The sequence below is a fragment of the Paraburkholderia sp. MM5384-R2 genome, from assembly GCF_014201025.1.
Lineage (GTDB): Bacteria > Pseudomonadota > Gammaproteobacteria > Burkholderiales > Burkholderiaceae > Paraburkholderia > Paraburkholderia tuberum.
The window spans coordinates 121770-140348 of sequence record NZ_JACHDI010000002.1 but is presented as its reverse complement, the minus strand read 5'-3'; the positions used below and the strand labels follow the sequence as shown (position 1 = coordinate 140348).

Sequence of the window (18579 nt, the reverse complement as noted above, 5' to 3'; positions counted from 1 at the left end):
CCGTCGCGTCGTGCGGCGCGCGAGGGGTTTGCTATCAATGACCATGGTCGCCGCCACTCATCACAGGCGTCAATTTCCCATATATTGGGGAAACTCCCTGGCTCGTAAAAATCGTAACCCGACTTAACAAAGTTAGAATGGCTGCTCTAAGACGGCTTCAGACCGTCTGCCTGGCCAACGGCCCGGTGTGGAAACGACCTTCACGAATCGCAGTGGCAGCGATCGCCGTGTCCGCGAGAACCTGAGAGATATTCCGTGAGCAGCCCAAAACAGATGCCATTTACCCTATCCGTGCCGACCGACGTGTCGCAACTGCCCAACCAGTTCCTCGCCGGTTATTGCGCGCTGGTACGGCTGAACGTGGATACATACAGGTCCTCGGTCACGGGTGCCGCGCTACACTGGGCAAGCATATTGCGCGCCCAGACGCCTGAACAGTTCCTCAGACGTCAAGCGGATGTGTTGCCCTGGCTTACCCTGCAGTTCGCCGGATACACCCGCGGCTGGATGGATATCGCGTCTGAAACAATCAGACCGTGCCACGCCGGCGGCGATCACGACGACGAGCGTGAGCTTCACGAGGACACCATGCCCGCTGGCCTGCCGGCCTGCGCAACGGGCGTCGACGCGATGATGCGCGCGGCCGTGCCGCCGGAAGTGCAGCCGGACCGCGTGTCCGTCGCCGAGGCACAGGTCGGAGAAATGGTCCGTGCCTTTCTCGAGCGCGTCGAAAAGGCGACGCCTGACACGGCGGAACGACGAGGTCCGCCTCGCACACGTCGCTCGTCAACCCGATAGGCGACGAGCTTCCACCACAATCCTGCCGGGTCCGGTATTCGCGTGCTGCCGATGCAGCCGTGGCCGGATCTGGTCACCCGTTCCTTCGTTCCCGCCGTGAGGTAAGCGACATGTTGAGCCCGCACGAAGTGGCCACGTTGCTGCTGTTGAAAGATGCGCCTGAACGAATTGATTCGGATCGGGCAGAGCTTGGCGCGCTCCGCGAACTGCAGTTGATTGCGAATGAGCCAGCCGGGCCGGGCTTCCGGTTACCTCGCGTGACGCCGCGCGGCGACGCCGTGCTGCGAGCGTTCGCACGGGTCCGCTGACCGGTGCGCAGACAACGTATCTGACGACCTATACACGTTGGGTGGGCCGCCTGCGCCGCCGCTCGGCAATCGTGTGCACGAACAGCTTCGCCAGTGACTGTCGCTGAGCAAGGCAGCGCGGGGAACGAGTTATGCGACAGCTCGAATAGTGGCCCTAGGTGCGATCTGCCAGATTCTCGGTGAAAAGTTATCGGGAGTCGCAGCTGCGGCTCGATCTCCAGTGGACGCAAAAGTCTATTGCTGCCGCTTCAAAGCGACTGACACTACGCTCGCGCCAGCTTATGAAATATCTCGCCCGGGTTGCCGCACTTGCTGGCCTGGCCATCGCGGTCTGGCTCGTCTGGCACGCCGACGCCCTGAAGGTGCTCGGTTTGATGCGCGCGGCCGGCGCCGGGCTCGCGCTTGCAGGGATGGTCCACATTCTGCCGATGCTCGCCAACGCAAGGAATTGGCAAATGCTGATGCGCGGCGCGATACGCCCGAAGCTGTTCGCCGTACTGCATCTCGTCTGGATTCGGGAGTCCGTGAACGGCATGTTGCCCGTTGCCCGAGTGGGCGGTGAAGTCGTGACGTTTCGCATGATGCGCAAACGGGGCATGGAGCCTGCCCCAGCCATGGCGAGCCTCGTCGTCGACCTCCAGCTCACGCTCATCAGCGAAATGCTGTTCGCCATCGCGGCCATCGGCTATCTGATCGCCCATGCCGGCTCCAGGGCGTTGCACCTCGCAGCCAGGCTCGGAGGCGGCATCGCCATTCTGGCGGTTCTGCTCCTGGCGTTTTCGCTCGTGCAGCGAGCGAGTCCGTTCGCGCGGCTCACGAAACTTTTCAATCGCATCACGAGCGGCAAGTTCCGCTCGCTCGTCGGCGAGTCGGTGCGCATCGATCAGTCGATCAGTGACCTCTGGCATCAGCCCGGCGTCATCATCCGTTACCTGCTCGTCTGGCAATCGCTCCAATGCATCGCGACGGCGCTCGAGCTATGGCTCGCGCTCTATTTTCTGTCGGCAAAAGCAGGTTTCCTGCAGGCAGTCGTACTCGAGTCGCTCATCCAGGCGCTCAGTAGCGTCGCGTTCTTTGTGCCTGGCGCACTCGGCGTTCAGGAAGGTGGATTTCTGCTGATCGGCACGGTGCTTGGTTTCCATCCGCAGCTTTGCCTCGCGCTCGCGGGTGCGCGCCGTATTCGTGACGTCATCGTCTTTCTGCCTGGACTCATCGCCTGGCAGGTGGAGGAGTGGCGCGACAAGCGGCGACTTCGTACCGAGGGAGGTCGGGGCCCGAATCATGATGCGAGACACAGGAAAACATGATGCGGTCGTGGTGTTCGGCGCCTTCGATCGCCACAACCTGGGTGACCTGCTGTTGCCTCACGTCGTCGCAAAACTGCTTGCGTGCGACGACATGATCTTCGCCGGGCTCGCGGAGCGCGACCTGCGCGTCCACGGCGGCCACGCTGTTCAGGCGCTCGCGCAACTGGCCGCCGAACGCGGCAAGGACCGTGTGCATATCGTGCATGCAGGCGGCGAGATCCTGACTTGCGGCGACTGGGAGGCGGCGGTGATGCTGCTGCCGTGGGACCAGGCACAGAAGGTCATCGCGCGACTGGAAACGCACAACGACGAGCGACGCGCGTGGGCACGTGCGCTGACGGGTCTCGATGCGCTTGCCCCGTACATGACGTCTCGCGAGTTGTTTCCCTGTGCGTCGAGCGTCACTTATCAAGCGGTCGGCGGCGTCGATGTGGAGCGACTGGATCCCGGGATGCGAGCAGAAGTCCTGTCGAAGCTCGCGCAAGCCGACGACGTCAGCGTGCGTGACATCCACACCCAGAACGGGCTCGCCGCAGCAGGCATTCTCGCACGGCTCGTGCCGGATCCGGCGGTGATGGTGATGGAGCTGTTCGGCGCGAACATTCGTGCGTGCAAGGAACGAAGCGGCGTGGCGGATTTGCAAAGGGCGTTTCCCGAGGGGTATGTCGCCGTGCAGTTCAGTGCGGATTTCGGCGACGACGGAACGCTCGATGTGCTTGCGCGCGAGCTCGATCGCGTGTCGAACGAGAGCGGGCTTGGTATTGTTTTCTTTCGAGCGGGTGCGGCGCCCTGGCATGACGATATGGCCTGCTACGAGCGGATTGCGGCACGGATGAAGGTCTCACGTACACAACTCTTCCGTTCGCTGGAGATATGGGACATCTGCGCACTGATCGCAGCCGCCACGGCCTACGCGGGAAGCAGCCTGCACGGACGGATCGTCGCGCTGGCGTTCGGCTTGCCGCGGGTGAACTTCTTCCATCCGGCGCGCGCGAACGACACGACCAAACAGTCCGCGTTTGCCGCGACGTGGGAGCCAGCGTGCGTGCCGGGCAGCGTCGGGATCGAGGCACTTTCGCAAGCAATGCTCCATGCCCTGACGATCGACCGGACGTTGCTGCGGCGCACGGCCACACACCTCACCGCTCGCTATCGCGAGGGATTCGCGCAGACGCGAGCGGCAATGGGTTCTGCTTGAAATGCAGGGCCTCGCGCGACGAGCGGTGTCGGCGCCGTCGTGTAATCTCGCGAAGCTCGATCGTTCTTTGCTCAGCCCACGTGTACGAGCGAGCGTGTGGTGCGAACCGTGGACGGCCGGTCGCGCAGCAGCAGTGGCATCAAGCGCCGATTGGCTGTCTGCGCCGCCCATTCGCAATACGCGGGGCTGCCGAGCACCCAGCCGTTGAGCGTCGACTGCATCAGGTTATTGATCTCGCGTTCGTCAACAGGCTGTGCGCCCAGATCGCGATAAGCCTGGTGGCGCTCGAACGGCGTATTGCCGAGCGCCCGGTACAGTGGATGGTCCTTGATGAACCTATCGACACGCAGCCCGATGTGGTGCGCGCAGCTCGACCACGGGTAGTTTCCCGGCTCGGCCGCCAGGCCATTGCGCACCGGCGCCTGATCGATGATCTGGCTCGCGAGCAGGAAATACCGGTCGGGCTCAATCACTGTCGACCGGTACTCGCCACGCCATACCGCACCGCGGCGTCCATGGCGGCGGTTGAAGGTCTCGGCATAGCGACGGCCAACCGCCTGCATTGCCATGGCGACGCTCGACTCGTACGAAGGCGTGACGAGGAACTGTACCGCATCAGGCATGATCACCCACGCATGGACCGCCAGATCGGCGACGCGCGCTGCGTCCGCCACGCAGGCGAGGAAGTACAGGTAGTCTCCTTCGTCCATGAAAGCGGGCCCCGCGAGTCCCTGCAAGATAACGTGCTGCGGTTGATCGGGGACGTAGTGCCGTGCAAGCCGTGCCATGCTGAATTAACCGGAGATCCGATGTGAGAAAGCGGTCCGAGAGATATCGGACGCGGGACCGTGTGTAACGTGCTGGAGGAAATTCTATCGATCATGTTCGTGCATCTGCATCACGAACAGGCCTTTTTTATGGCCTCTGTTCGTCGATTTGCCGATCGACGCCAGTGTCTCTTATGCCAATGCTGAATTGCAGCGCCGCGCTCGGAAGTTCATCGACGAACGCGTCGCATCGCAGCTCTATCCCTTGTCGAACAGACTTGAAACACGCGAGATCGTTTTCGCGGCCAGAACCAGCAACGCACCAGCGATGCTGTAATCGACGTGATGCATAACGTCGGCCAGATAGAAAACGGATAGCGCAATGATCGGGTGGTACATCGCACGGCTTATCAGGCGTTTCATCGGTGTCTCACGCTACTGTGTTTGCGCGAAGCGGTCAGTTGCTGTGCTTGAACCGATTCGTGCAAGTTGGGTGACGCGCCAGGTTTCCAGAGTCCGAGGAAGGCTTGTTGGCGAAGTACGGATGACGCCGATCCGTGAGGTTCCTTCCTGTCATGAACTCTGCCCGCGGCAAGCCATTGCCGTCCTGTCCGTGCGTCGATCTTTCTTGACCGATCGTCCACTTCTTGCCGATGCATCGCGTGCGCAGTGCGGGCGTCCACAAAGATCGTCCTGTCATCCTGGCGAAGCGCATGTTCCTTGGGTTGCGCTTTTGGCCAGGCGCGAGTCTTTAACGGACCCGCAAAGCGCTTCATAAGCCTCGCGAAAAACGTCAGTAAGGGAATTGTCATCAAGTGAGGTTGCGGGTATAACATGGAGCCCTTGGCCGTCCTGAACAATGAACGGCGGCCAGGTTTCTCGCCCGGGAAATCGCATTTCACGCGAGCTATCCATGGATGCAGTCTCTGATGTTCTGCGCACTGTTCGTCTGAGCGGCGCCGTGTTTCTGAACGGGACACTCACCGCGCCGTGGTGTCTGATCGGTCGCACCGATGCATCGCTCTGCAGCGCTTACTTGCCGCCTTCCGAGCGCGTCGTTTCCTATCATCTGATCATAGAGGGGAGTTGCTGGGCGACGCTGGCCGACGATCCCGGTTCGGCGATTCACGTCCATGCCGGCGAACTGATCGTGGTGCCTCAGGGTGAAACGCACATCATCGGCAGCGCGATCGATATTTCCCCTGTGCCGTCGGACTCGCTACTGGCCGGGCAGATGGCGACAGCACCCGGTGAAGTGATGACGCTGTCCTATGGCGGCGGGGGCGCTGTGACGCGCATCGTGTGCGGCTTTCTGGCCTGCGACGATACTTTGAACAATCCGCTGCTCTCATCGCTGCCGCGACTGTTCAAGATCGACATGCGCCAGGATCCGCGTGCGGCATGGCTCGAGTCGTCTCTCAAAGTTGCTGCCGCGGAAGCGGCCGACTCGCGCGCGGGCGGCACGATCGTGCTTGCCAGGCTATCGGAACTGCTGTTTGTCGAAGCAATCCGTAGCTGTATTGAAGCGCTACCTGATAACCAGACCGGGTGGCTCGCCGGCGTGCGTGACCGCTACGTTGGACGCGCGCTCTCGCTGCTTCATGCGCAGGCGGCGCATGCGTGGACCGTCGAGGAACTTGCGCGCAAAGTGGGCCTGTCGCGTTCCGCGTTGGCGCAACGCTTTACCGATCTTCTGGGGCAGCCGCCCATGCAGTACCTCGCGAGATGGCGCATGCAGATTGCGGCGCACGAACTTCTGATCGGTAGCAAGCCGCTCAACGCCGTTGCGGAACAGATTGGCTATGAGTCGGAAGCCGCATTCAGTCGCGCGTTCAGACGCGAATTCGGCATGGCCCCGGCCGGCTGGCGCAAGAGCAAAGGAAAGTCGAACGGCGTGGCCACATCAGCGCAGCACGCGCAACCTACGCGTGGCGTTGCCGCACTGCGGGATCAGTGATCCCTACCGCGCCGTGCTGTTTCTACCCACTCAAGTCGACCTGTGCGACCAACGTGACGAAACGGCGTTTCAGTCATATCGTCCGGCGACTCGATCATAGAACTTCAAGACTCCCAATCGTAAATTGAGCGTACCGGAAAGCCAGATCATCCGACTGGCTCTGCCCGGTGAATCGACACTCAACGCTAGACCGCGTGGCGGTCCATATTGGGAGAACTTCAATGAACGCAATATTGCGGCTGTCCGATCGCGATCGCTACGCCCGATGCATTCGCGCTTCGAAGATGGTCAATTGGGACATCGACCGTGACGTGATTGGAGGCCGTACCTTCGACTTGTCCCAGAAGTATTTGCCGGACGGGCTCTCGCTGGTGCCGGATTTCATCATGCTCTCGGAGGCTGAGAAGCGGTTCGTCAGCCAGATTCAGGGGCGCACATACGCGAACGTGTTCGGGCTCGTCGAGCGCTTCATTAACGCCAAGGTGCTGGAAGTGAGCCGCGACTACTGGCTCGGCGATCAGGTGGCGCTCGAAGCGCTCGTGCGTTTCAGCGACGAAGAGCTTAAACACCAGGCGCTGTTTCGCCGCATCGAAAAAATGATCGGTGAAACGCTGCCCGCGGGTTATCGCTTCGACGTCGATCCCGATGCGCTTGCCGCCGTGGTCCTCGGCAAGAGCACCTGGGCGGTGCTGGCCATGACGCTGCATATTGAACTCTTCTCGCAAATTCACTACCGCCAGAGCATTCATCCTGACGATCAGTTATCCGAGCTGTTCAAGGATGTATTTCTGTACCACTGGAAGGAAGAAAGTCAGCACGCCATTCTCGATGAACTGGAATGGAAGCGGCACGACGCTACGCTGACAGATGCGGCGCGGGACAACGCGGTCAACGAGTTCATCGACCTGATGATTGCGATAGATGGCATTTTGCGCGGGCAGGCGACAGCGGACTCGCGGTATTTCATCGCGAACTGCGGGCGTGCCGTCGTCGAGGCAGAAGCCATGTCGATCGAAGCGAATTTCCATCATGCCTACCGGTGGCAGTACCTCCATTCCGGTATGCATCACCCCCATTTCGCGGAAGTGCTCGATCGGCTCGTCTCCGAAGAGCAGGGGATGCGTATCCGGGCCGCACTCGCCACACTGCATTGAGCGAGCCCGAACGCACACGAATCATCCAGCTAAAGGTGCGCGCGGCGAGGATCTGAGTTTCATCAGTCGAGTCCCTCGTGCTTCATGGCAAGCTGGACGGCCGGACGCGCGCGCATCAGTTCGGCAAAGTTTCGCAATTTCTCCGGCACTTCGATGCCTACCTTTTTGGCCCAGAGCAGCATCGTGAACAGATAGGCGTCCGCCACACTCGCTTCGCTGCCGAACAGGTATTCGCCCTTGAACATGGTGGCGATCAACTGGAAGCGTTGACCGAGCTTCTCGCGCGCTGCCGTTGCTTCAGCATCCGAAGTGGGCTTGAAAACACGGCCGAACTGTTTGTGGATTTCCGTCGAAATGAACGCGAGCATCTCGAGCAGGCGCAGGCTGCCGGGTTCGCTATTCGGCGCAAGGGCAGGCTTGCGCTGTGCGACCCACGAAAGAATCGCGATATTCTCGGTAAGCCGTTGACCATCATCCATTTCGAGGGTTGGGACGTAACTCTTTGGATTGATCCGATTGAACTGCTCCCCAGTCTCGGTCTCCTTGGACTTCAAGTCGACGCGAATCCTTTCGAAAGTGAGATCGGCCTCATGCATTGCGATATGGTCGGCGAGGCTGCAGGCACCAGGCGAATAGTAGAGCTTCATGATAGGGGTCCCTTTTCGTGAGATGAACTGAACCGTTTCAACGCAGCAAAGGGCGTGCCGCCGCCGTCGACACCTGGAACGAGAGTTCGACGTCGAGCGTCGATTGCGATGGGTGAACTTTGGCATAATTGCCGCATCGCTGCGCCGGGCACTGTCCGTTTTGACTCGCGCCACGTCCATAAGGGTCTTTCGTCATGGTTCGTGGAGCGGCTTCAGATAGCTTGAATTAATGTAGCCATCCGAACCCGGATCGCAGTCGCAGCAGGGCAGGGCGACGGCCAGCACAGGAGAGACCATGCGGTCGGAAGTGAAGTCCGGCGTGCGCCTGAGACGTTATGCAATCACGGTGACGGCCGTCATCGTTGGCCTGCTTGTCGTCGGACGCATCACCGGCATCCTGGTCAACTGGCTGTGGTTCTCTTCGATCGGCTATGGTGGCGTTTTCTGGACCATCCTTTCCGCGAGAGCGCTGCTGTTTGCCGCGGTGTTCGCAGTCTCGGCGTGCGCGATATGGCTGTCTGGGATTTTGGCGCATCGTTACGCGAGGCGCGTCGATGTCTTGCGAGCGCAATCTGTTGATCGATCGGGTACGACTGAAGTTGCCGTTGAATTGTCTGAACTGATCGCGCCGCACGTTCCCTGGCGCTCCAGTATTGCCTGCGCCGCGGTCGTCCTGGGGTTGGTTATTGCCGTTAGCGAAGTCTCGAGCTGGGACCTCGCGCTTCGCTTCATTTATCAGGTCCCTGTTGGCGAACGCGATCCGATCTTTGACAGGGATATCGGCTTTTATCTGTTCTCGCTCCCCGCGTATGTCGCACTCAAGAACTGGCTGCTGCAGCTAATCTTCTGGAGCGCGATCGTGGCAGGTGCTGTCTACGCGTTGCGCGGAGACATCGCGCTGGAGCGGCCGCCACGCACGCTCTCGGCCGCCCCCCTCACTCATGGTTCGGCACTGCTCGGTTTGTTCTTTGCGGTGAAGGCCTGGTCGTGGTGGCTCGACCGCTTTCTGCTGCTCTATGGCGACAACGGCGTCGTGGTCGGCGCCAGCTATACCGATGTGCACGTCGAGTTGCCGGTCCTGTGGATGCTTGTCGGCCTTGCCGCTGCCTCATCCGTTGCCCTTTGGATCAACATGCGCCGACGGAGCCATCTGCAACCCGTCGTTCTCGCGCTGCTCGTATTCGGCAGTTCGTTTGTATTCGCTGTGATCTATCCATCGCTGTTTCAGCGCTTCTATGTCAAACCGAGCGAGCTGAAACTGGAAACACCCTATATCGAGCACGCTATCGCGCTAACGCGACAGGCTTACGGCCTCGCAAAGATCGAGGTTAAACCGTTTGAGGCCGAGCAGGGACTGACTCTCGACTCGCTGCAGGCCAATCGGGCGACCATCGACAACATCCGGCTATGGGATGTGCAACCGCTGATGGATACCTATGCACAGTTGCAGGAGATCAGGACTTACTACAAATTTATTTCGGTGGACATCGACCGCTATCAGCTTGACGCCGGATACAGACAGGTAATGCTGTCGGCGCGTGAACTGGAACCGGCGATGCTTCCGACCAACGCCCAAACCTGGGTGAATCTGCACCTTATCTTTACTCACGGCATCGGCGTCGTGATGTCGCCAGTCACCGAGAAATCCACCGAAGGCTTACCGTTTTTCTATCTGCACGATATTCCGCCAGTCTCCAGCGGCGGCCCGGCCATTCGCGAACCACGTCTTTATTTCAGCGAAGGCCGCCAGGACTACGTCATCGTGAACGGCAACGTAGCGGAGTTCGACTTTCCCGAACGGCCGACTAATGCCTACACGACGTATAGCGGGCGCGATGGCGTCAACATCGGCAGTGTGGCACGCCGCAGTCTGTTCGCCTGGCAGCTCGACGATCCGAACATCCTGCTGAGCGGCTATATCACAGACAAGAGCCGGATCCTGCTTCATCGCAACATTCAGGACCGCGTGCGTACGATCGCGCCATTCCTGACCCTCGACCATGACCCCTATGTCGTCGCAAGCAATGGGCGCCTGTTCTGGATCCAGGACGCGTACACCGTCAGCCGGTGGTTTCCTTACTCCCGGCCGGGTTTCGGCGACGGCGACAATTACATCCGAAACGCCGTCAAGGTCGTGGTCGATGCATATAACGGCACGGTCGATTTCTACGTCAGCGATCCCGCCGATCCGCTCCTGCGCACATACGAGCGCATCTTCCCGGGTTTGTTCAAGCCTTTGGACGTGATGCCACCGGAGCTGCGAAAGCATATCCGCTACCCCGAAGATCTGTTCCTGATCCAGGCGCAGATCTACCGCGCCTATCACATGGATGCGCCGGAGATCTTCTACAACCGCGAGGATCTGTGGCAGTTTCCCCAGGAGCTGGTCGGAATGGATGGCGGAAGCACCGCCAGCACGATGCCGCCGTATTACACGATCATGCGACTCCCCGGCGACGCACGCGCCGAGTTCATCCTCATGCTGCCGATGGTGCCGAGCCGGCGGGAGAACATGATTGCCTGGTTGGCGGCGCGTTGCGATGCGCCCGGGTACGGCAAGCTCATCGTGTACACCTTTCCCAAGGACAAGCTGATCTATGGGCCGTTTCAGATCGAAGCGCGGATTCAACAGAATACCGGGATCTCGCAGCAGATCTCGCTGTGGAACCAGATGGGCTCACGCGTCATTCGCGGTCATCTCGTGGTCGTGCCGATCGAGAACTCGATCCTCTACGTTTCGCCGCTCTATTTGCGCGCGGCGTCCGGTCAGTTGCCGGAGATGAAGCGGGTGATTGCCGCGTATGGGGACCGTGTGGTGATGGAGAACACTCTGGATGAGGCGCTGGCGGCGCTTTTCAGTGAGACCGCACGAGCGGCATCGCCAGCCCGAGGCACCGTGGACGCTCGCGCGAGAGAGGCACTTGTCCACTATGACCGCGCCATCGAGCGACTGAAGGCGGGAGACTGGAGCGGCTTCGGCGCGGAACTGGACGCCCTCCGGCCGTTGCTCGAGGCACTCGGCGCTGGCCGTTCCGATGATCGGAAGTGACCAACGGGACGATCAATGCGGCTCGCCGAGGCAAGCGTCGGCAACATCGACGATCGGCTCGCTGTCGGCGTGAGCTTGAGGAAACCGATCGACGCACTTGATCTGAACGTAGGTCCACCACGTTCCCGGTGGATCGTGACCCAGCCACATCACAGTGGCTGCGACCTTGGTTCGCAGCCCCCATTGGCGCCAGTCAGCACCCGTTGGCGAAAAGTTTCCGTGAATGTCCTTGTACAGGTTACGGTCCAACCCGTATCGCTTCAGATAGGGCGGGTTCATGCGCTCCTCGGGCGTAGCCGGCTCGCCACGTGCGATGCCCGCTTGCGCCAGGGCCGCGTCCCGGCGGAAATCGCTCACGGCACGGCCGACCACCGACAGCTCGAACAGCAATGCCCCGCCAACTGCCATGCAAGTCGCGATAATGCAAAGCGGGAGCGCCCAAAGCACCCGCCTTCGGGTCGTCGGTGTCTTCATCACTGTCGACCTCCTACCGGCATCGGGATTCGCCGCCATGCCCGGCGCTTCGTTCGCCATTCAAATGGCCGCTCGGCTTTGTCGCAACGGATTTGAGATGGTCGACGGCAGTCGCGTCAGACAGAGTGGCCCCCTTGCCTCGTCAGCAAGAGCCAAGCCGGTTTGCAGTCCGGTACGGGTACTTCAGGCCCTTTGTAGAAGGTCAATCGCCTTTTCGGCATCGTCCAACGAGTCGACCGCGAGATACGCAATGAACTGCGTGCCAAGTACAGCGGCCGAGACGCCGCGAAGGTTGATCCCCCCATCCGCCAACATCTGGGTCAATTGCGCGATGATGCCCAACTGGTCCAGACCCATTACACGGACGGAGTGAAGGCTCGGGGTGACGCTGAACCCCGCCTGGGTGGCGGCACGGATCGCACTTTCTCCCTGTAGCGGAGCGACAAACACGACTCCCTTACCCGCTGCCTCTGGCGTTCGACGTGCCACGACGAACTGCAAGTCGACACCAGCATCCCGCAAGACGCTTAAGACCTTCGCAAGGCCTCCCGGTTTATCGTCGATGGTAGCTGCCCAAACCTCGACCCGTTCCACGCTCAGTTCCATGGCCGTCCCTCCCGGCTCGTACCTCATTAGAAAAATCTACTTCACGAACGGCATGCGGGCAAGGACTGTCGGACTACGCGCCGCTCGGCGATCCGCGTCCAACTTGCTGCTACCGAGCATCTGTATCAAGATCAAGTCGCCTCATCACAAACAGGCGACTCTCATGACAGACGATCCCGATGGCGATCCTGCTACCGATCCCGACAAACTGAAAGGCCCAGGCGGCATGAGTTTGAGGCAGATCCACGAACAGGTTCAGAAGTCCGTCCAGCGCGACTGCGAAGCGCAGACTGCGCGCCACGCGCCCGCTCCACCGCAAAGCCGCTGGCAGCGGTGGGTTCGCTATGTATGGGGCCGTAGCGGGCGGCGCTAACCGCAGTGTGATCAGGGACGTGCTGGTCGCAGACCAGACTCGTTGCATCGTGAAGTCCGCATTGCATCTACCCGGCTACCCATTTGGGTGGTGTGCGCCCCCCGTCGTTCTGTCATTGTGAACCCGTCGTCATAACGCTAGCTGGACAGGCGAGCAAACGTCGACGCGAAGCACTGGCAGGTCGCACGCAATTGACAGGGGGCTTGAAATGGAAACCACATCCTCGAGCGGAAATCCTTTGATGGATCTCTCGGACAATCTGGCAGACATCGTCGCGCGAGTCGGGCGGAGTGTCGTCGCAGTACACGGCCGACATCGCATGCCGTCGAGTGGCGTAATCTGGCGACGTGGCGTCGTCGTGACGGCTGCACACACGCTCAGGCGTGAGGACGGCATCGAAGTCACATTGACCGACGGCCGTACGGTCGCCGCAGTCCTCGCGGGCCTGGATCTGGGGTCCGACGTCGGCGTGCTGAAACTGGACGGCGTGGACCTCGACCCGATCGGTTCCGGCGACGCCCACTCACTGAAGCCGGGTCATCTTGCGCTCGCCGTCGCACGTGCGGACGATTCCGGCGTCAGCGCTGATTTTGGCGTGATCGGCAGCATAGGTGGTCCCTGGCGCACATGGAAAGGCGGACAACTCGATGCGTTCGTGCGACTGGACGGCGGTCTGCGCCCGGGTTTCTCCGGGGCGGCCCTCGCCGACATGCGCGGGCAGGTCATCGGCATCTGCACCTCGGCACTGATGCGCGGCGCCGGCATCGTGATTCCGGGGATGACCGTGGAGCGCGTCACCGATGAACTGTTGGCTAAAGGGCGCGTCTCGCGGGGCTACCTTGGTGTCGGCACGCAGCGGGTCGGCCTGCCGGACGACTGGGTCAATAAAATGAACCTGTCGTTCAGCAGTGGATTGCTGATCAATTCGCTTGCGCCGGGCGGCCCTGCGGAGCAGGCGGGCGTGCTGATAGGCGATGTACTGATCGAACTGGACGGCAAGCCTTGCCGCGACATGGGTGACGTAAGTGCGGCGCTGGGCTCCGCAAGCATTGGGCAGCAGTTGCACATCGCCTTGATCCGAGGCGGCGAACGCCACGCGTGTTCGGTAACGGTGGGCGAACGGCCCCAACGGAATTCGTGCAGGTGACGTCCGGGAAGCGACCAAATGTCGGATGGACAGACGATACGGAGGGCGCCTTTACGGGTCGTAGTGATTGCGGCATCGTGGCAAGAGCGCGCAAGCCTGCAAGCGCTTGTCGAGGCGAACCCGGCACTTGAGTTCCTGGGTAGTGCGCCCGACGCCGAAAAGCTCGTCGATTGCCTCGCCGGATCGGTGCCGGATGTGGTCGTCACCGACATCGCGCCGGAGGCGAGCGATGCGCTCAGGACGCTACTCGAACTCTCGCCCGCGTCACCGTCGCTCGTCCTGTTGAGCGACGACCCGGACAGCGACTGGATCCTCGATGCGTTGCCCGCCGATGCCGTGGCTATCCTGCCGCGCAACGCGGTGCCAGCTGAAATCGTCGTGTCCATCGAAGCCGTCGCCGCAGGCCTTTGCGTGCTGACGCCCGACATCCTCGCAAGGCTGCTGGCCGAAACAAGAGCGTCGCGCCAGAAGGGATCCGGCGAACCGTTCGAAGCCTTGACGTTACGAGAGATCGAAGTGCTGGCGATGCTCGCCGACGGACTCGGCAACAAGGAGATCGCGCGGCACCTCGACATCTCGGACAACACGGTGAAATTCCACCTCTCGTCAATCTTCGGCAAACTCGGTGCGACCAACCGCACCGAAGCGGTGATGCTCGGCATGCGGCACGGATTCATCATGGTGTAGACAAGCTCGCGTTTCTCTACCCACGACACTGACGACGTCATGCTCGAACGTTTTCCACTAACGTGGCAATCTGCACGAACTCGACATCAGGGCGTACCCCGTAGAGACCGGTGACCCGGTCGAGCAGCTCATCGGTGAAGAACGCCTTGGCTGCGTCCTCTGATTCCCAAACGTAGAAGTTCGTGGCCTCACGCTTGGCGGAATTGAGCGTGAAAGCCTTTGAACGCAGCCCTGGCATTCCTTCAAACCTTGCACGTGCGGTCTCGGCAATCGTGCGCACGGCTCGTTCATCGAAATTGTCACCGTAGCGAAACGTAACGAATACACCGATCATGTCGTACTCCTTTGGAGACTGTGATCAACATTAGGTAATTCCCGGGAAAGCGTGCAAGCGTCTCGTACCGGGGGGCGCAGACTGGAGACGTGGCGGTAGCGCCCGTAGCCGCTCATCGGCTCCGCTGTGGCGACAATGTCATGAATTTCCACGGTCGGCAGCGTCGCCAGATACGCGAGAAAGCCCTCATCGTTGTCGGGCGCCTCGTCGCCGAGAAAACCCCCGGTACTGACGATCCAGTTGTCGCTCTCCTGTGCGAGTATGACGCCGTTGCGCCAGTTCGGCTCGCTCCCGGCGACGACGATGCCGAGCTTGCCGTCAAGATCGGTCGGCCGACGTCGATAGGTCCGGGTGGTGTAGCCGATGCCGACCTCGACCTTCTCGCTGACGGGAGGTCGGTAGCCGAGCTCTTCGAGCCACATCGCGCCGGACGAGCCGCGTCCAGTCGCATCGACGACAAGGTCCGCGTCGACGGTCTCTTCGGGCCTGCCTTCGGCACGTATGCGCACGCCTGTCACGCGCTCGCGGGCGGAGTCGCCGGCGAGCCCTCGCACTGCGCAATTCTCGATGGCGCGCACGTTCGGCAGTTCCAGGAGCCGCCAACGGTGGAATAGAAATCCGATAGCGCGCGTGCGGCCAGCAGCCCACCCATTCCGGCGCCTATCACGATCGCATGCTTATCCAGGTTCTTCATGGCAAAGCCTCCAGTGCGATCCGCCGCAATGAGTGCAGCGATGATCGTCTGCCGTGCATGGTAGGATCGACGCGTCCCCTGGACGCCGTCATGGAGGGTCGCACTACGATGGCTCTATTCAGCGTGCGGACGCCTGGTTTTCCGGAGTTCCGTCGGGACGACCACGCCGTTCGAATTGGCGCTGGCCGGCATCTTGCCAGCCACATCGCACAGGCGCGATACGTCGAACTCGACGGCGTCGATCACTGGGTTTTCGCGGGCGACCGGAGAGCCGTCCTCGCCAGCGTCAGACAATTTGTCGGCAGTCTCGCCGCATGACTGAAAATAATCATGCTGGGGTTGCCGCAATGCGTCGAGCCTCATCACGCGCGACCTCATGGATACCGCGCACGATTTTGCCAACGGGCGTTTTCGGGCAGCGCCGATCCTTTATCGCACCGCCCGACCACGTACGGCCTGCAGGAGGCACCCGGAATGGCTCATGACTGGATCACCAAGCAGCAGCTCGATCAGTTCAAGGGACTGCAACGACTGTATGCCAGCAACCAGGATTTCGATTTCGGCTGGTGGTGTGCATATTTCTGGAAGGAAGCGCGCGCGTCGGGCGGCCGGCTAGATCCGGGTGACGAGAAACTCAAGGCGTTGTTTGTCAGGGTCTATCGCGATCCGACACTGCCGACAATGAACTTCGGTGGGCGCAAGACGGCCGGCGCGACCATCGTGGTCCAGCAGGCCGCATCCTGGCCCGACACCGACGCCGACAAACGGGCGGTCCTGGAGCTCGCCCTCGAGATCGGCTTCAAAGACATGCCGGGCGGTCCGGCAACCGGGGGCATTCCGCGCGGCCTCGAGGTGCGGCGCTACTTCCGCAACAAGCTGCGGCTGAGGACGGCGGGCGGTGGCCGCCTGATCCTACCGATCGGATGCCGGGGCGAAGGGCGCGACTTCGCGACGGTCAGGGAGCACGGTGGCGCGCTCAACCGAGTCGATCTCGGCCTCAACAACATGGGACAGCCGTGGCATCCATTCAGCCATGCACCGCACAAGGACCGGATGTACTTTCGGGTCGCGTCGGGTGACAACTGCCTGTTCTCGGTGCTGAGCGTCGCCGAGACCATGAAGCTTTCGGTCGGTTTTCCGCTGATCGAGGACGAGCAGATCTTCAAATTTCCGTCTGCTCTGATCATGCACTGGACTCGAAGCCAACTGGAACTGGCACGCGCTAACGACGTGTTGCTGGCCCGCGTCACCTGCACGGTCAACGGCACGCAGCGCACCGGCGTGTTCCTGGCCACGCAGTCGTACGCCTATTCATTCAAGGTGCTAGGCGACGCGGTGCACACCCAGGACTTTCTCGAAAACGAAATGGGCGGCGTGCAGGACCAGTGCATCGAGCGCGGCGTGCGCGAGGTGGCGCTGCAAGATTTTCTGTTCGGTCTGAAGCTGCGCCGGATTCATCTCGGCCCGACGCGCGGACATGGCGTGATCGCCTTTATCGAACAGGTGCGCTACCAGATGGGCGGAGACTGGCACGAGAACGTCGAGCGCGCTCTGTATGCCCAGCGTCATTTCGACAGTGACAGGCAGGCTGCCGATGCCGTGCTTGATCCGCTCGAAGCGCAGATACAGGTCGGGCGCATCGAAGGCGAACGTCTGGTTGACGGCAACGCGGTCCAGATCCAGTCGATCGACCAATGGGCGCTCAGCTACGAGCAGTTCCGCCAGGTAATCGACGAGCCACGCAATCAGCATTTCGGCCAACCCGTGTACTTCGGCGCGACGAGCTGACGTCGAAGATGCCGGTTCTTCCTTGCGAGCCACCCAGACCGTGCCGCGGTACATCGCGGATGTACCGCAACGCGAAGATCACTCGCCGGGCACGCAGCACCTTGCTGATCCCACCTTGCGCTCGCAGATTCTCGACCGAAGAAATGTCTGCGAATACTGAAAGACCCGCGTTGGGATCGACGTACACGTTCGCTTTTCACCGCGCTACCTATTGCGCGGGCGTTGTATGTGGGGTTGTGCTAACCATAGACCACGCTGTGGCAGAAGCCGGCTCAGTTTCTGCCGCTCGACCGCATTTTCGAGCGCTCATTCGAACGACTGCTGCTGTGCCAGCCGTACTATTTCGATCGTAGGCGGCGGCCCTTGGCATCCGCCGTCTAACCGCTTGTCGTAAAGGCGGAATGTTCCGCCACGATTTTCAGCAGAAAGTCCATCACTGCCCGTACTTGCGGAGAACGCCGCAAATCCCGATGCACAGCCATCCAGAGATCACGCGAAAATCGTTCGCCGTCGTATGCGACGCGTTGTAGATTCGCATCGGTATCTGCCAGGAAGCACGGGAGGCCAGCCACGCCGGCGCCTGCTCGGGTCGCTGCAAGGTGGCCCGTGATATCGCTGATTTCGCAAGCAATGGGTCGCCCTCTTGCAACGCTCATCAACCACTTCTGCTGTGGCATGTCCGCGAATCCGGCATCGTAGACGATGAACTCCCATGCAGATGGATTGTGCAGGTGCGGATAGTCCCTGCTCGCGTACAGGTCGAACGGCATACGCCCTAGCTTGCGTACGACGCTGGTCGCTTCCTCAGGACGAACCAGCCTTAAGGCGATATCCGCCTCCCTTCGGCTAAGGGAAACCTGTCGTGCCTGGCCAGAAACAGACAACTGGACGCCGGGATTTGCAAGCCGGAATTCCGCCAGATGCTTCACCAGAAAACTGGCCACTAGTACCGGCGGTGCGCTCAGCGTGACTTTGCCGCTCAGCGGCGATAGGCTGGCATCAAGGAACCGTTCAATCGCGTACGCGTTCTCTTCCATTCCCTGCGCGAGTTCGAACACGCGCTGCCCAGCGGGAGTGAGTTTGCAGGCCCTGGGGAGCCGTTCGACAAGGCGCGTCTTGACCTCGTCCTCGAGTGCGCTCAAGCGTCGGCTCACCGTCGCGTGATCAACCTTCAGATCGCGCGCGGCCCCTGACAACGTACCGATGCGGGCGACAGCCAGGAAATGACGAATATTTTCCCAATCGAACATCTGTGCAATTTCTCAAGGATAGTGTGCGGTTTTGGGGAATA

20 protein-coding genes are annotated in these 18579 nt (G+C 61.1%); 11 read left to right on the top strand and 9 right to left on the bottom strand.

Going from position 1 to position 18579, the window contains the following annotated elements; all coding sequences use genetic code 11:
* Positions 1–255: 255 nt before the first annotated feature.
* The 4 genes from HDG37_RS04560 (at position 256) to HDG37_RS04545 (ending at position 3611) form a co-directional block, all read left to right on the top strand.
* Positions 256–798, top strand: a complete 543-nt coding sequence (locus tag HDG37_RS04560) for a phasin family protein (protein ID WP_311541000.1) — start codon at positions 256–258, stop codon at positions 796–798.
* 110 nt (positions 799–908) lie between these two features.
* Positions 909–1106, top strand: a complete 198-nt coding sequence (locus tag HDG37_RS04555) for a hypothetical protein (RefSeq protein WP_184024187.1) — start codon at positions 909–911, stop codon at positions 1104–1106.
* A gap of 281 nt (positions 1107–1387) precedes the next feature.
* On the top strand, positions 1388–2413 hold the full coding sequence (locus tag HDG37_RS04550) for a lysylphosphatidylglycerol synthase domain-containing protein (protein ID WP_184044758.1): 1026 nt from the start codon (positions 1388–1390) through the stop codon (positions 2411–2413).
* Entirely contained in the window at positions 2388–3611 is a 1224-nt protein-coding gene (locus tag HDG37_RS04545) for a polysaccharide pyruvyl transferase family protein (protein WP_184044756.1), read from the top strand. The genes HDG37_RS04550 and HDG37_RS04545 overlap by 26 nt, the downstream gene beginning before the upstream one ends.
* Before the next feature lie 71 nt (positions 3612–3682).
* On the opposite strand, the gene HDG37_RS04540 is transcribed toward HDG37_RS04545, so the two are convergent.
* The gene (locus HDG37_RS04540; RefSeq protein WP_184044753.1) at positions 3683–4399 is read right to left on the bottom strand and encodes a transposase; all 717 of its coding nucleotides are present in this window, start codon (positions 4397–4399) and stop codon (positions 3683–3685) included.
* 237 nt (positions 4400–4636) lie between these two features.
* A complete protein-coding gene (locus HDG37_RS04535; RefSeq protein WP_184044750.1) occupies positions 4637–4801 on the bottom strand; it encodes a hypothetical protein in 165 nt (54 codons plus the stop codon).
* A gap of 490 nt (positions 4802–5291) precedes the next feature.
* On the opposite strand from HDG37_RS04535, the gene HDG37_RS04530 reads away from it, so the two are divergent.
* Both HDG37_RS04530 and HDG37_RS04525 read left to right on the top strand, forming a co-directional pair.
* Positions 5292–6335, top strand: coding sequence for an AraC family transcriptional regulator (locus HDG37_RS04530; protein WP_184044748.1), 1044 nt, complete (start codon positions 5292–5294; stop codon positions 6333–6335).
* Positions 6336–6556: 221 nt separating this feature from the next.
* The gene (locus HDG37_RS04525) at positions 6557–7489 is read left to right on the top strand and encodes a hypothetical protein (RefSeq protein ID WP_184045262.1); all 933 of its coding nucleotides are present in this window, start codon (positions 6557–6559) and stop codon (positions 7487–7489) included.
* A gap of 62 nt (positions 7490–7551) precedes the next feature.
* On the opposite strand, the gene HDG37_RS04520 is transcribed toward HDG37_RS04525, so the two are convergent.
* Positions 7552–8136, bottom strand: coding sequence for a glutathione binding-like protein (locus HDG37_RS04520; RefSeq protein ID WP_184044745.1), 585 nt, complete (start codon positions 8134–8136; stop codon positions 7552–7554).
* A gap of 295 nt (positions 8137–8431) precedes the next feature.
* On the opposite strand from HDG37_RS04520, the gene HDG37_RS04515 reads away from it, so the two are divergent.
* Positions 8432–11185: a UPF0182 family protein gene (locus HDG37_RS04515; RefSeq protein WP_184044742.1), complete on the top strand. Its 2754-nt coding sequence runs from the start codon at positions 8432–8434 to the stop codon at positions 11183–11185.
* A gap of 12 nt (positions 11186–11197) precedes the next feature.
* Here HDG37_RS04515 and HDG37_RS04510 read toward each other — a convergent pair whose 3' ends face one another.
* Together HDG37_RS04510 and HDG37_RS04505 are read right to left on the bottom strand one after the other, a co-directional pair.
* Positions 11198–11593 carry a hypothetical protein gene (locus HDG37_RS04510; RefSeq protein WP_260332749.1) on the bottom strand — a complete coding sequence of 132 codons (396 nt, stop codon included), beginning with the start codon at positions 11591–11593 and terminating at the stop codon, positions 11198–11200.
* 249 nt (positions 11594–11842) lie between these two features.
* Positions 11843–12265, bottom strand: a complete 423-nt coding sequence (locus tag HDG37_RS04505) for an ACT domain-containing protein (RefSeq protein ID WP_184044736.1) — start codon at positions 12263–12265, stop codon at positions 11843–11845.
* Between the two features lie 163 nt (positions 12266–12428).
* On the opposite strand from HDG37_RS04505, the gene HDG37_RS04500 reads away from it, so the two are divergent.
* The 3 genes from HDG37_RS04500 (at position 12429) to HDG37_RS04490 (ending at position 14472) form a co-directional block, all read left to right on the top strand.
* Positions 12429–12638 (top strand): hypothetical protein, encoded by a 210-nt coding sequence (locus tag HDG37_RS04500; protein ID WP_084754273.1) that lies wholly within the window; start codon positions 12429–12431, stop codon positions 12636–12638.
* A 241-nt stretch (positions 12639–12879) separates the two neighbouring features.
* A complete protein-coding gene (locus HDG37_RS04495; protein WP_184045260.1) occupies positions 12880–13785 on the top strand; it encodes a S1C family serine protease in 906 nt (301 codons plus the stop codon).
* Positions 13786–13803: 18 nt separating this feature from the next.
* The gene (locus HDG37_RS04490; protein WP_184044733.1) at positions 13804–14472 is read left to right on the top strand and encodes a response regulator transcription factor; all 669 of its coding nucleotides are present in this window, start codon (positions 13804–13806) and stop codon (positions 14470–14472) included.
* 37 nt (positions 14473–14509) lie between these two features.
* On the opposite strand, the gene HDG37_RS04485 is transcribed toward HDG37_RS04490, so the two are convergent.
* The 3 genes from HDG37_RS04485 to HDG37_RS40250 form a co-directional block, all read right to left on the bottom strand.
* Entirely contained in the window at positions 14510–14806 is a 297-nt protein-coding gene (locus tag HDG37_RS04485) for a YdhR family protein (RefSeq protein ID WP_018422424.1), read from the bottom strand.
* Positions 14803–15384, bottom strand: a complete 582-nt coding sequence (locus HDG37_RS04480; protein ID WP_260332747.1) for a hypothetical protein — start codon at positions 15382–15384, stop codon at positions 14803–14805. The genes HDG37_RS04485 and HDG37_RS04480 overlap by 4 nt, the downstream gene beginning before the upstream one ends.
* Positions 15385–15614: 230 nt before the next feature.
* Complete coding sequence (locus tag HDG37_RS40250; protein WP_184044731.1) at positions 15615–15866, bottom strand: hypothetical protein; 252 nt, start codon at positions 15864–15866, stop codon at positions 15615–15617.
* A gap of 108 nt (positions 15867–15974) precedes the next feature.
* Here HDG37_RS40250 and HDG37_RS04470 point away from each other — a divergent pair, with 108 nt between their 5' ends.
* A complete protein-coding gene (locus HDG37_RS04470; protein WP_184044729.1) occupies positions 15975–17288 on the top strand; it encodes a hypothetical protein in 1314 nt (437 codons plus the stop codon).
* 377 nt (positions 17289–17665) lie between these two features.
* Here the strand turns inward: HDG37_RS04470 and HDG37_RS04465 are convergent, their stop codons facing one another.
* A complete protein-coding gene (locus tag HDG37_RS04465) occupies positions 17666–18538 on the bottom strand; it encodes a LysR family transcriptional regulator (protein WP_184044726.1) in 873 nt (290 codons plus the stop codon).
* Positions 18539–18579: the final 41 nt, after the last annotated feature.